The organism is Kosakonia beeri (assembly GCF_054165705.1).
On record NZ_CM135106.1, the window covers coordinates 3,407,067 to 3,419,585 of the forward strand.

Annotated in this window: 11 protein-coding genes; 5 read left to right on the forward strand and 6 right to left on the reverse strand. The window is 52.1% G+C overall.

Annotation, left to right across the window (positions count from 1 at the left end):
* The first annotated feature begins 15 nt into the window (after nucleotides 1-15).
* On the forward strand, nucleotides 16-444 hold the full coding sequence (locus tag ACUY4S_RS16185; protein WP_458023453.1) for an EamA family transporter: 429 nt from the start codon (nucleotides 16-18) through the stop codon (nucleotides 442-444).
* A 57-nt stretch (nucleotides 445-501) separates the two neighbouring features.
* Here the strand turns inward: ACUY4S_RS16185 and pgm are convergent, their stop codons facing one another.
* Nucleotides 502-2,142, reverse strand: a complete 1,641-nt coding sequence (gene pgm, locus ACUY4S_RS16190) for a phosphoglucomutase (alpha-D-glucose-1,6-bisphosphate-dependent) (protein WP_312692588.1) — start codon at nucleotides 2,140-2,142, stop codon at nucleotides 502-504.
* Nucleotides 2,143-2,166: 24 nt separating this feature from the next.
* On the reverse strand, nucleotides 2,167-2,721 hold the full coding sequence (gene seqA / locus ACUY4S_RS16195) for a replication initiation negative regulator SeqA (RefSeq protein ID WP_458023452.1): 555 nt from the start codon (nucleotides 2,719-2,721) through the stop codon (nucleotides 2,167-2,169).
* Between the two features lie 182 nt (nucleotides 2,722-2,903).
* Here seqA and ybfF point away from each other — a divergent pair, with 182 nt between their 5' ends.
* The 4 genes from ybfF to fur all read left to right on the forward strand — a co-directional run bounded on the left by ybfF (nucleotide 2,904) and on the right by fur (nucleotide 5,519).
* Nucleotides 2,904-3,677, forward strand: coding sequence for an esterase (gene ybfF, locus ACUY4S_RS16200; protein WP_458023451.1), 774 nt, complete (start codon nucleotides 2,904-2,906; stop codon nucleotides 3,675-3,677).
* A gap of 131 nt (nucleotides 3,678-3,808) precedes the next feature.
* Nucleotides 3,809-4,090: a LexA regulated protein gene (gene ybfE / locus ACUY4S_RS16205; protein WP_458023450.1), complete on the forward strand. Its 282-nt coding sequence runs from the start codon at nucleotides 3,809-3,811 to the stop codon at nucleotides 4,088-4,090.
* A gap of 164 nt (nucleotides 4,091-4,254) precedes the next feature.
* On the forward strand, nucleotides 4,255-4,785 hold the full coding sequence (gene fldA, locus ACUY4S_RS16210; protein ID WP_312692596.1) for a flavodoxin FldA: 531 nt from the start codon (nucleotides 4,255-4,257) through the stop codon (nucleotides 4,783-4,785).
* A 287-nt stretch (nucleotides 4,786-5,072) separates the two neighbouring features.
* Nucleotides 5,073-5,519 (forward strand): ferric iron uptake transcriptional regulator, encoded by a 447-nt coding sequence (fur, locus tag ACUY4S_RS16215; protein ID WP_007373881.1) that lies wholly within the window; start codon nucleotides 5,073-5,075, stop codon nucleotides 5,517-5,519.
* Between the two features lie 188 nt (nucleotides 5,520-5,707).
* On the opposite strand, the gene ACUY4S_RS16220 is transcribed toward fur, so the two are convergent.
* The 4 genes from ACUY4S_RS16220 to ACUY4S_RS16235 form a co-directional block, all read right to left on the reverse strand.
* A complete protein-coding gene (locus tag ACUY4S_RS16220; RefSeq protein WP_458023449.1) occupies nucleotides 5,708-8,362 on the reverse strand; it encodes a beta-N-acetylhexosaminidase in 2,655 nt (884 codons plus the stop codon).
* Between the two features lie 46 nt (nucleotides 8,363-8,408).
* Nucleotides 8,409-9,806, reverse strand: a complete 1,398-nt coding sequence (gene chiP, locus ACUY4S_RS16225) for a chitoporin ChiP (RefSeq protein ID WP_458023448.1) — start codon at nucleotides 9,804-9,806, stop codon at nucleotides 8,409-8,411.
* A gap of 453 nt (nucleotides 9,807-10,259) precedes the next feature.
* Nucleotides 10,260-11,927 carry a glutamine--tRNA ligase gene (gene glnS / locus ACUY4S_RS16230; RefSeq protein ID WP_458023447.1) on the reverse strand — a complete coding sequence of 556 codons (1,668 nt, stop codon included), beginning with the start codon at nucleotides 11,925-11,927 and terminating at the stop codon, nucleotides 10,260-10,262.
* A gap of 83 nt (nucleotides 11,928-12,010) precedes the next feature.
* Nucleotides 12,011-12,442, reverse strand: coding sequence for a membrane lipoprotein lipid attachment site-containing protein (locus ACUY4S_RS16235; RefSeq protein WP_458023464.1), 432 nt, complete (start codon nucleotides 12,440-12,442; stop codon nucleotides 12,011-12,013).
* Nucleotides 12,443-12,519 lie beyond the last annotated feature (77 nt).

The window sequence follows — 12,519 nt, forward strand, 5'->3', positions numbered from 1 at the left end:
TTTTGGGAGGAGAGGATGAGCGCCTGGTTAATCTATGCCCTGCTGTCGGCGGTTACTGCCGCGCTGGTCGCCATTTTTGGCAAAATCGGTTTGCAACATCTGGACGCCAATACGGCCACGGCTATTCGTGCGGTGGTGATGGCGCTGTTTCTGTTGGGTGTGGTAGTGGTTCAGGGGAAATTGTCGCTGGTCGCCACCGTGCTGGCGGATAAAAAAGCGCTGCTGTTTGTGGTGCTGAGTGGCGTGGCGGGTGCACTGTCCTGGCTGTTCTATTTTATGGCCATCAAAAGCGGCAATGTGTCGCGCGTGGCACCGATCGATAAATTAAGCGTGGTGTTTGCGGTGATCCTGGCAGTGGTGCTGTTTGGCGAGAAAGTATCGCTGGTTGCCGCGGCGGGTGTCGCGTTAATTACTGCCGGGGCGCTGATGGTGGCGCTGGGTTAGTTAAACCGCGCAATGCAATGTTAAAAGGCTCCCGCAGGAGCCTTTTATGTCAAACGCTTACGCGTTTTTCAGCACTTCGCTGACAATCTCTACCGCTTCTTTCTCAATCTGCTTACGGTGTTCAGCACCCAGGAAGCTTTCACAGTAGATTTTATAGGCGTCTTCAGTGCCCGACGGACGTGCAGCAAACCAGCCATTGTCGGTCATCACTTTCAGTCCACCAATCGACGCGCCGTTGCCTGGGGCAGCGGTCAGACGTGCAGTGATCGGATCGCCTGCCAGCGTGCTGGCGCTGACCATTTCTGGTGACAGTTTAGACAGCGCGGCTTTCTGCGCAGAAGTGGCGCTGGCGCCCAGACGGTTGTAACTTGGCGCACCAAAACGTGCGGCCAGTTCATCGTAATGCTGCTGCGGGTTTTTCCCGGTGACGGCGGTGATTTCCGCAGCCAGCAGGCACATGATGATGCCGTCTTTATCGGTCGACCAGGGGGTGCCGTCAAAACGCAGGAACGAGGCCCCTGCGCTCTCTTCGCCGCCGAAACCAAAGCTGCCGTCAAACAGGCCATCCACGAACCATTTGAAGCCAACCGGCACTTCCACCAGCTTACGGCCGAGGTCATTCACCACACGATCAATCATGGCCGAGGAAACCAGCGTTTTACCCACCGCGACGTCTTTGCCCCACTGCGGGCGATGCTGGAACAGGTAGTTGATTGCCACTGCCAGGTAGTGGTTAGGATTCATCAGGCCCGCCGGGGTAACGATGCCATGACGGTCATAATCCGGATCGTTGGCAAACGCCAGGTCGAACTTATCGCGTAGCGCCAGCAACCCAGCCATTGCAGACTCAGAGGAGCAATCCATACGGATCACACCGTCTTTGTCCAGGTGCATAAAACGGAATGTCTGATCAACCTGGTCGTTTACCAGAGTCAGATCCAGCTTGTAATGCTCTGCAATGCGTTTCCAGTACTCAATACCGGAACCACCGAGCGGATCGACGCCGAGTTTCAGACCGGCTTTCTGGATAGCGGCCATATCGACGATATCTGCCAGCCCTTCGATAAACGGCTGCACCAGATCTTTTTCGGTCACATGACCAGACACCAGCGCGGCATCCAGTGAAATGCGTTTGACGCCTTTCAAACCATCAGCCAGCAAGGCATTGGCACGATCTTCCACCACTTTGGTGACATTGGTATCAGCCGGACCGCCATTTGGCGGGTTGTATTTGATGCCACCATCTTCCGGCGGGTTGTGGGACGGGGTAATGACAATGCCGTCCGCCTGCGCGCCGCCGTTTTTGTTATGTACCAGGATAGCATTGGAAATGGCAGGCGTCGGGGTAAAGCCGTTGTTTTCCTGCACCACAACATCTACACCGTTGGCTGTCAGCACTTCGAGCACGGAGATAAAAGCAGGTTCAGACAGTGCGTGAGTATCTTTACCCACATAGCACGGCCCGGTAATACCATTTTTCGCGCGCTCTTCAGCAATCGCCTGCGCGATGGCCAGAATATGCGGTTCGTTAAAGCTGTGGCGACCTGCGCTGCCACGGTGACCGGACGTGCCGAATTTCACCGCATGTTCTGAATTACCAATTTCAGGTTTCAGCACATAGTACTGCGCCGTAAGTTGAGCGACGTTAATCAAATCGCCCTGTTGTGCAGGTTGCCCCGCGCGTGGGTGGTTAGCCATTGCCTGGTCCTTTCAATGCAAGGATTAAATTGTGCCGCAAACTTTCTCAATCAATTCCGCCGGGAATTGCATTGACTGCATGATATGTTCGATCATGCTGCATTTACGGCCCGTATTGGTGTTGGTTATGACCCAATAAGGGGTATTCGGCACCTGTTTCGGCTTGGTCTGGTTGCCGCTCTGAAGCAAAGTCTGCTCATTCGCAGCAAAGTATACGCGGGTGCGCCCATGCAGAGACTCGGTGGATTCCGTAAACCCCTTGTCATCCAGTAAGTAGAGTGTAGACAGCACCAGCAGGAAACGATTCACCGCCTTTTTCTGTTCGGCGTACTCATCAGACAGCAGCAGCTCACGCACGGCGCGGACTTTATCTTTGGCGGTGTTTGCCGGTTTAACCCCTTCAACGGTACTGACCGTACGCGTCTCTTTTACCGGCGCAGGCTGTAACTGCGATGGGGACTGGGCAACGGCGGAAAATTTCAACATGCGCCGTAAAATGTCGGATGCACTCTCACCAATATGCTTTGTGTGGCTGGCAATATACGTGTAGAGCTCATCATCAACTTCGATCGTTTTCATCTTAATCCAGTGCGATATCTAATCTGAATACAAGTGTTGGGATTATAAAGTGAAATCTCAACAGCGGATAGCGTCAAACCAGGGTAGCGGCAAAACTCAGACGATTTCTGAACCTTGCAGCAGGGCGGCAGAATGTTCAACATAATAACCTAACCCGCTTGAGTGAAAAAAAGAACTTTGCCATGAAATTGAATACACGCGCGCTAACTGCACAACATCCGCACAACAATTCTCCTGTTGTCCTTGTTCATGGTCTGTTTGGCAGCCTGGATAACCTTGGCATACTCGCCCGAGACCTGGTTCAGGACCATGACGTATTGCAGGTGGATATGCGCAACCACGGCCTTTCTCCCCGCTCAGACGAGATGAACTACCCGGCGATGGCGCAGGATCTGCGAGATACGCTCGACGCTCATCAGATCGAGAAAGCCACTTTCATTGGTCACTCTATGGGCGGCAAAGCGGTAATGGCACTCACCGCGCTGGCGCCAGAACGCATCGACCAGTTGGTGGCAATTGATATTGCGCCCGTTAATTATAACGTACGCCGTCATGATGAGATTTTTGCCGCCATTAACGCCGTCAGCGAGGCGCACGTCACCACACGCCAGCAAGCCACAGCGATAATGCGTGAAGTCATTAACGAAGAAGGTGTGATTCAGTTTCTGCTGAAATCCTTTGCCGACGGGAAGTGGCGCTTCAACGTACCGGTACTGTGGGATCAATATTCGCAGATTGTCGGTTGGGAAAACGTCCCGGCGTGGGAGAAACCCGCGCTGTTTGTTCGCGGCGGCAACTCACCTTATGTGACCGAAGCATACCGCGACGCGCTGCTGGCGCAATTCCCACAGGCGCGGGCGCATGTTATTGCAGGCGCGGGCCACTGGGTGCATGCAGAGAAACCCGATGCGGTTATGCGCGCAATCCGTCGTTATCTCGCTGAAAAGGCAAACTGATTAAAAAGGCGGCGACCGGTCGTTTGAACGCGCCCGGTCGTTGGCGTGCCCGTTGTGCTGATGTATGATGGCGCGCTATTCAGCCCGGGCTACGACCCGATTGCTTGTATTTCCCGTAGTATGCTTAAACCATGGCTAAAGAACAAACGGACCGTACGACCCTAGATCTGTTCGCGAATGAGCGTCGCCCGGGACGACCGAAGACTAACCCGCTCGCGCGTGATGAACAGTTGCGCATCAATAAACGCAATCAGCTAAAACGCGATAAAGTTCGCGGGCTTAAACGCGTCGAATTGAAACTGAACGTTGAGGCGGTAGACGCCCTCAATGAGCTGGCGGACGCCCGTAATATGAGCCGCAGCGAGCTTATCGAAGAGATGCTGCTTACGCAGCTGCAGGCCTTGCGCGAATAACGAATCCTCCGAATCATCACCTTTATTCATACTTTCATGTGGCATACAGTGCAGTCCGTGGCGATAGCAGTTTCCGCGCACTTCCCTGTTCTGCTATGATTGCCCTTATCTGTGGGCTAAACGCCACCACCATACTCATTAAGTTTCAAGAGGTTATTTTACTCATGGCAATTACAGGCATTTTCTTCGGCAGCGACACTGGCAACACTGAAAATATCGCCAAAATGATTCAGAAACAGCTTGGTAAAGACGTTGCTGATGTTCATGACATTGCCAAGAGCAGCAAAGAAGATCTCGAAGGCTATGACATTCTGCTGCTTGGCATTCCGACCTGGTACTATGGTGAAGCGCAGTGCGACTGGGATGATTTCTTCCCGACGCTGGAAGAAGTGGATTTCAACGGCAAGTTAGTCGCCCTGTTCGGTTGCGGCGACCAGGAAGATTATGCCGAATACTTCTGCGATGCGCTGGGCACCATTCGCGACATTATCGAGCCACGCGGCGCAACTATCGTCGGTCACTGGCCAACGGCGGGTTACCATTTCGAAGCCTCTAAAGGCCTGGTGGATGACGATCACTTCGTCGGGCTGGCAATTGATGAAGACAGGCAGCCAGAACTGACCGCAGAGCGTGTCGAAAAATGGGTAAAACAAGTTTCTGAAGAGCTGCACCTGGACGACATCATCAACGCCTGATGATAATGGTGCAACCTGTAGGTTGCACCGTATTAATAGGTAAAAGCGATGGAAATAATTGCTACAAATTTTTAACTTTTTCCTTCATCGCTGTACAATAAGCCCTGCTAAAGTGGCCTCGCCGCAAGGAGTTTGTTGGCGAGACCACGTTTTAAAAGCTTACTTTACTTGAGGGCTTGCAGTTTTCATTTAGGCATGGCAGTTCTATAATGAGACGCATTATCCCAGGTGCATTCCTATAACTTCCGCTAAGGAAGTGAATCGTATAGCAACAGGACAGATTCCGCATGACTGACAACAATACCGCATTAAAGAAGGCCGGCCTGAAAGTCACGCTTCCTCGGTTAAAAATCCTGGAAGTGCTTCAGGAACCGGATAACCATCATGTCAGTGCGGAAGATTTATACAAACGACTGATCGACATGGGCGAAGAGATCGGCCTGGCCACTGTTTACCGTGTGTTAAACCAGTTCGATGACGCCGGGATTGTGACCCGTCACAATTTCGAAGGCGGTAAGTCCGTTTTTGAACTGACCCAACAGCATCACCACGATCACCTGATTTGCCTCGATTGCGGCAAAGTGATTGAATTTAGTGACGATTCCATTGAAGCGCGCCAGCGCGAAATTGCCGCCAAACACGGCATTCGTCTGACGAATCACAGTCTCTACCTTTATGGCCACTGCGCCGAAGGTGACTGCCGCGAAGATGAACACGCGCACGACGCGAAATAATCGTTCTTCTTACTCTGAGCCAACCTGACGGTTGGCTTTTTTTTGCCTGTTAAACGCCCCTGGATGACACTGCGCTTTCCCGACCGGGAAAACGAAACGTAACACGCGGCCTTCACCGGGAACCGTGTTTATGCGGGAATAAAAAAGCCCGACATGCTTTCGCTGCCGGGCCGGATAATAAGCCTCAACTAGGCTTTGATGCTATCCACGCGGCTCGTGCGCTTACCGTCCGGGCTGGTGGTACGCACGCGTATTTCCCCGCTCACCTGCGGACGTGCCTTATCGTTATAACGCAGCCACTGTTTACCCCCGTCGGTAGAGTATTCCACCACCATTCCAGGGAAACTGGTGTTGGCTTCAAGCACGCCACCTACGACGCGCGCGCCAGGTACCGGCAGGCGGTAATGCACACCCGCTTTCTCCATTTTTGCCAGTTCACGATGCCCTAACAGATTAGCAAAACGCATCCAGTCTTTATCCAGTGCTTTCACATCGACAAGGTGTGTCTCACCGCCTTTGTACTCGCGCCCTGCTTTGTAGTCCTGCTCCCATGCAGCACGGTGCCATGCGCGCTCGGCGACAGAAACCAGTCGTGGATAGATCATGTACTCCATCTGAGCGTCGGTACGTACTACCTCACTCCACAACTGCGCAGAAAGGCCATAAGCGCCTGGCCACGGCTTATCGGATTTCGCACTAAACGGATTACCATCACGATCAACAGAGGTTTCTGCGTTTTGTGGCATGTTGTCCGGCGCGAAGCTGAAGATCTTACGCTCATCACTGAAACGCGTGCCCCAGTAATAGCCACTCTCTTGCGGGTTCACTTCATACGGGAAGTCAAGATAGACGTAATCCGGGTTGGAGACAATGACACGGAAGCCCTTGTTGGCCCAGTCATTAACCGAGTCGAACCCGCCCCAGTAGAGCGTATCCCAGAAGTTAACGTTCACATGATCGGTGGCAAATGCCGACGCATTTTTGGCATCTTTCAGTCCATCCTGCCATGCCTGCATCGTGTCGATACCGCGCGCTTTTACCAGCTTGCTCACTTCAACCCCGAAGTAGCTGGAGAGATGCTCCACGTCAGCCACTTTGCCGTCTTTGATCATCGCCTGGCATGCCTGCGATTTTGCCCACGGCTTATCCTGGTTGCTTTGGTCGATGATGCCTTTGCCTGCTTCGGGAGCTTTCTTGTCGGTATAACCGGTGCCAAGGTAAATATTTTTCGCTTCGTCACCCCCAAAGTGCCAGGTTTGCAGCGGCAGCCCGGCTTCTTTATGCATCTGCTGAATTTCACCCAGAACTTTATCCACAAAGTTACGCGATGAGTCGAGGCAAGGGTTCAGATAGCCAGTACGGTTGTAGAACTGCACCCCCGTGGTGTTGGAGGTGTCTGTAGGATCCAGCAGGCGGAACTGATTCGCGGCTTGCTCGTTGCCCTCTTTCATCAACCGATCGTATCTCGCTTCCATGGCAATCACTGCAGCACGTGCATGCGCTGGCATGTCGATTTCCGGAATGACCTCAATCTGCCGCGCTTTGGCATACTTCAGAATGTCGATGTAATCCGCACGGGTAAAGAAACCGCTGCCGGTGTTATTGCTGTCGGGCCCGGATCCAAGCTGCGGCAACAAGCAGGATTTCTCACTCAGGTCATGGCAACGCTTACTGCCAATGTCCGTTAATTCCGGCAGGCCTGGAATTTCGATACGCCAGCCTTCGTCATCGCTGAGATGGAAATGGAATTTGTTCAGTTTGTAGGCCGACATTTGATCCAGCAGACGCAGCACGGCGTCTTTACTGTGGAAGTTACGCCCGACATCAAGGTGAATGCCGCGGTAGTCGAAGCGAGGCGCATCCTTCGCATCCAGCGTGGCCACTTTCAGTGCCCCGTCAGCCGGGATAAGCGACAACAACGATTGCAGCCCATAAAAAACCCCGGCCTGATCGTAACCGGTGATCACCGTCTCTTTTGCACCAATATGCAGTTTATACGCACCGGAAACCGCCTCATCGCCCTGGAAATCACGCGTAGCTATTTCGCTGCGCACCGGATAACTTCCCGCTTGCACGCCCAGCAACGCAAAACGACTTTTCACCGCGTCCTGCGCATCGCTGCTTAACGCAGAAAGATCCAGCTTCACGCCATTGCTCAGGTCGACATCCTGTCCGTGAATGTTTACCGCCTGCGGCGTAGGAATAATCTGGCCACGCAGGGTGTGCAAATTGAGCGTTTTCACATCACTGTTTTTTGCAAAACGCGCTTCAGCCGTCATCAGGATGTTTTTGTCATCCGCCGTGCGCTTCCACTGCTCGCCAGGCAGGGTGACGAACTGCGTCAAATCTTCGGTGTCGGTATTGGCGATCACTTTCGCCGTCGCCCCTTCGGAAGTGACATACCAACGCGGCAGTACATCGGTTATAAACAGCTGCCAGTATTCATTGATGATGGGGATCTCAACAGACTGTTTCGCCGGAAAACCACTGAATTTGTCGGTCGGCTCCAGTTTATGCAGATCGCCCATAATATGAATGACTTTAAACTGGTCGTTCGCCACCTCAAGGATCGGGCGGATGCTGTGGAAATAAATTGCCCACGCTTTATCTGTTACCGCATCGCCATTATTGGTCAGTGTGATAACGGCTTTGTTGCACGACGCCCAGTCAGCGCCAAGCCTGGCGCAATCGACACCCTTCTGCCCGGCATGGTTATCTTTGATCGCATAATTGAGATGAAACTGGCTGATTGCATCGACAGTGCTTTGACCAGCCAGCGCCATTGGGCTGCTCAAAATGCCCAGCACTGTGCTGGCCAGCAGACTTAAACGTACAGTATTCATGACTTATTCCTTGTATTTTGCCGGGTGCGCCCCGGCAAATAACGCATCAAAAAAGAGTAAACGGCGCGATAACCATAAATTTCACGTCACGCTCATCCTGGAAGATGTTGCCGTAACCGCCGGAGTAACAGGGGATATCGGAGTGGTTGTCATACTGTGTGAAGTGGAGTTTGAACATCGTACCTTTAGCGCGGCCATCCTGCAGGGTGTAGATAGCGTCCAGGCTGTAGGCCGACTCTTTCAGACGGTAGTTCGGATCGTACCAGGCATCCGGTGAGGCCATCCTGGCGGGTTTTGCATCCCAGGCATAGGCGTAAGAAGCCCCCACCGTGAAACCAGGCAGATTCCAGTTTTGCAAATCATACATTGCACCGATGAACAGCGCTTTTTCACCGTTGGCGTTAAAGTCAGAGCGGTTATCCCACCAGACATCCAGGCGACCGTTAGAGGAGGCGTAAGTCGGTGTCATACGTTGCAGAAAGTAGCCCTGCTGACCATCGGCTTTAACCCAGGTCCCTTCCAGACGGAGATCAACCTGCCCAACCTTGTAACCAAAGGTCAGCGCCTGCAACCATGCGGTGCCGTCATAGATATCATTTACCCCGCCATCGCTGACTTTATCGCGGGTGCCATAAAACTGATAACTGGTAGAGAATGGGTTGCCTGCCAGATCAAATTTGTAGCTGGCTTTTGCGAAGTACTGATCGACATACCCTTGTGCCTGGCCAAATGCGGCCTCAAGCATAAAGTTATTTTTGAAGTCATATTTCGCGCCAATGGAGTGCAGATAGTCGACTTTGGTTTTTTTATCGTTCTGATAAAACTTATCCATTTCGATATGCCACGGCGCTTTGTACTCATTGGTCCACATGTATGAGAAGCTCAGCGCACCCGCATCGCCGTAGTCGAGATTCGCCCCTGCTTCGGCCCCCTGATAGGTGCCCGGCATAAAACTCCAGTGCGGTGCGAGCAAAGTTTGCCCGGTTGGCTGAATGTAGCCGGCGCGCGCCCATACCGGGCCGGTTTTGAATTTGGCGGCGGCTTTGTACAGGCTGATACCGCTTTTATCACCCGACCAGTCTTCTTTGTAGGCTTTATTGCTGGAAGAGAATGCGATTTCGTTCGGATGCGCACTGTCGCCATTTTCTGCCATTTCAATGGCGGTAAAAGCGGCGATATCCAGGCCGAACATATCTGCCGCGTAACCAGACTGAAAATCCAGACTGCCATTCCAGGTGGAATGCGAAAGGTTGGTTTTATATTTATCGGTCAGTACATCTTTACGGTCACGCTCACGCTGCCAGTAATAAATTCCCCCGGTGAGCGTGGAATCATCGATAAAGCCTGCGGCATGCACTTCCGAAGAGAGTGTCCAGCCCGACATTGCTGTGACACCGGCGATAGCCAGTGCCAGCGCACTACGTTTGCCACTAAAAGTACGCATGAGTATTCCTTCTTGACGGATATAAAACATCGCCGAATATGGCGAAGAAAAAAAACACCAATGAGTGTAGGTAGTTAGCAAATACCCCCGAATTAACTACCGTCTTTAGACTATTTTTCGCGACGCGAATTATCAATGCCTTTTAATGGGAGAAATGCAAGATTATGACGAAGAGCACATAAATAGACGCATTTTGTAATATGTGACAGCATCAATAACATTCGCTATTTTTTATTTATTTATTAATGCGTTAAGGATGAATGGTAGCGATTACATATTATAAAATTACGAAAAAAGGCGTTATCATCCCTGCACATGAGGGAATAAATGGTCAATCTCGAGATACATTAATTCGCGACGCGAATGTTAATGGGGAGTAACATGCTAATCGCTAAGCAAAAAAAAACGCCGCAGGAGGCGGCGTTTAAGCAGGATTGTTTGTGATTGACCAGATCACTCGCCGATTTTAGCCCAGGTATCACGCAGGCCAACGGTGCGGTTAAACACGGGTTTGGACGCGGTTGCGTGGCGGCTGTCGAGGCAGAAATAGCCCTCACGCTCAAACTGGTACGCTTTACCCGCTTCTGCGGCTTTCAGCGACGGCTCTGCGTAACCCTGTTTGATCACCAGCGATTCCGGATTGATAGTGGCCAGGAAATCCTCTGCGCCACCCGGGTTCGGAATACTGAACAGGCGATCGTAAAGACGGATTTCAACCGGCATCGCATGTTGTGCGCTTACCCAGTGGATCACGCCTTTTACTTTGCGACCGTCTGCCGGATCTTTGCTCAGGGTTTCTGCATCGTATGAACAGAAAATGGTGGTGATATTCCCTGCGTCATCTTTTTCGACACGTTCAGCTTTAATCACATAGGCATTGCGCAAGCGCACTTCTTTACCCAGCACCAGGCGTTTGTACTGCTTATTCGCTTCTTCGCGGAAATCGGCACGATCGATCCAGATTTCGCCGCTAAATGGCACATCACGCACGCCCATTTCCGGTTTATTCGGATGGTTAGGCATGGAGACGATTTCGCTGCCACCCTGCGGATAATTCTCGATAACCAGTTTAACCGGGTCGATAACCGCCATCGCACGCGGAGCGTTTTCGTTCAAATCTTCACGAATGCACGATTCCAGCGACGCCATCTCAATGGTGTTGTCCTGTTTTGTCACGCCAATGCGCTTACAGAACTCACGAATGGATGCAGCAGTGTAACCGCGACGACGTAAGCCAGAAATGGTCGGCATACGCGGATCATCCCAGCCTTCAACGTGCTTGTCGGTCACCAACAGATTCAGCTTACGCTTCGACATCACGGTGTATTCCAGATTCAGACGAGAAAACTCGTACTGACGCGGATGAACCGAAATGGTGATATTGTCCAGCACCCAGTCGTAGAGACGACGGTTATCCTGGAACTCCAGCGTACACAGAGAATGAGTAATGCCTTCCAGCGCATCGCTGATGCAGTGGGTAAAGTCATACATCGGGTAGATGCACCACTTAGTACCGGTCTGGTGGTGTTCAGCAAATTTAATACGGTACAACACCGGGTCACGCATGACGATAAACGGTGATGCCATATCAATTTTTGCACGCAGGCAGGCTTTCCCTTCTTCGAAGCCACCGGCACGCATTTTTTCGAACAGCGCCAGGTTTTCTTCAACGCTGCGATCGCGGAACGGGCTGTTTTTACCCGGCTGCGTCAGCGTACCGCGGTATTCACGGATCTCATCGGCAGAAAGCTCATCGACATAGGCCAGACCTTTATTGATCAACTCGATCGCATACTGATGCAGTTGATCGAAGTAATCAGAGGAGTAACAGATGTCACCAGACCAGTTGAAGCCCAACCATTGCACGTCATTTTTGATTGACTCAACGTATTCGATGTCTTCTTTTACCGGGTTTGTGTCATCGAAACGCAGGTTGCACTGCCCCTGGTAATCCTGGGCAATCCCGAAGTTCAGGCAGATGGATTTCGCATGACCAATGTGCAGATAACCATTCGGCTCAGGCGGAAAACGGGTATGGACGGTGGTGTGCTTACCACTGGCCAGATCTTCATCAATGATCTGGCGAATAAAGTTAGTCGGGCGGGCTTCAGCCTCACTCATCACGGGTTCCTCAAAGCGTAAACAACATATAACGGTGCATGATCTAATAAGCGGGCGCAGGAAACAACCTTTACTTATACAAATCAGCGATCCCTGCTGGAAAGGTCATCAGCGTCTGCTTTAGCATCAGGACAGCGCTCCGTTTGCCCGGCAGATGCAAGGATCAACGGACTGCGGATCGCCTCACCAACGCCGCTACGGGGGGTATAGCCCGGCGCTTCAATGCACCAGCTCCAGCGATAAAAGTTGGTGCCGTGGATAAAGAAAATGATCTTCTCCCACCGGGATTTTTTTTCGACGTGGATATGCCCTTGCGCATCCGACTGGAATTGTTCCGGCGGGGGGAAATACCCCGGCGGAGAACGTCCGGTACGCACCCACAGGGTGGCATTGGGGATCGGTTCCCCCTCGCGATTGCGCACATCGACATCGTAGCCAGGGCGAATGGTGGCATAGCGCGGAATACAACCACTCAGTATTAAAATGGCGCACAGAGAAAAAAAGATCCGTTTCATCATCAACCTCCATAAGAGAGGCACGAGTATGGCACTGATTGAGATTGGGGTAAAAAAAAGCGGCGAGGTTTTCCCCG